This window comes from Paenibacillus albidus, assembly GCF_014644435.1.
GTDB lineage: Bacteria > Bacillota > Bacilli > Paenibacillales > Paenibacillaceae > Paenibacillus_AQ > Paenibacillus_AQ albidus.
Genome location: NZ_BMKR01000117.1, coordinates 1 through 563 on the forward strand (window position 1 = coordinate 1; position 563 = coordinate 563).

A 563-nucleotide genomic window follows, 5' to 3' on the forward strand; every position below is an offset into this window, starting at 1 on the left:
TCGTCGGCTCCTGGCGCCTAGGCATCCTCCGTGTGCTCTTAGTAGCTTAACCAACGCTCCAATGTTTGGCTGATTCACTCCATCTTGTTTTGAATGGCGTGTCCGGATCACTCCGTACACTGTAACATTCAAAGCCAAAAGTCGCTCCATCATCCAAAATCTTCGCTCAGCATCACTATAATTCAAACTTGTTTGCACAAGTTCAGCTTAAAGGAATGTTCTAAAACGCAAATTCGTTTCGGTATCCAGTTTTCAAGGATCAAGTTTCGTATTAAAGTAAAACAATTATGGTGGAGCCAAGCGGGATCGAACCGCTGACCTCCTGCTTGCAAGGCAGGCGCTCTCCCAGCTGAGCTATGGCCCCATAAAAGGTTATAAAGTTCTGAATGGTGGGCCTTAGTGGACTCGAACCACCGACCTCACCCTTATCAGGGGTGCGCTCTAACCAGCTGAGCTAAAGGCCCTTATTCAATCAGTGCAGCTTATGAAGTAAATCATAAGGATGCGCTTGGCAGCGTCCTACTCTCCCAGGACCCTTCGGTCCAAGTACCATCGGCGCTGGA

2 tRNA genes are annotated in these 563 nt (G+C 48.5%); both read right to left on the reverse strand.

The window, feature by feature from the left end:
• Positions 1–288 precede the first annotated feature (288 nt).
• Positions 289–364 (reverse strand) — tRNA-Ala (locus IEY53_RS34845).
• A 23-nt stretch (positions 365–387) separates the two neighbouring features.
• Positions 388–464 (reverse strand) — tRNA-Ile (locus IEY53_RS34850).
• Between the last annotated feature and the right edge of the window lie 99 nt (positions 465–563).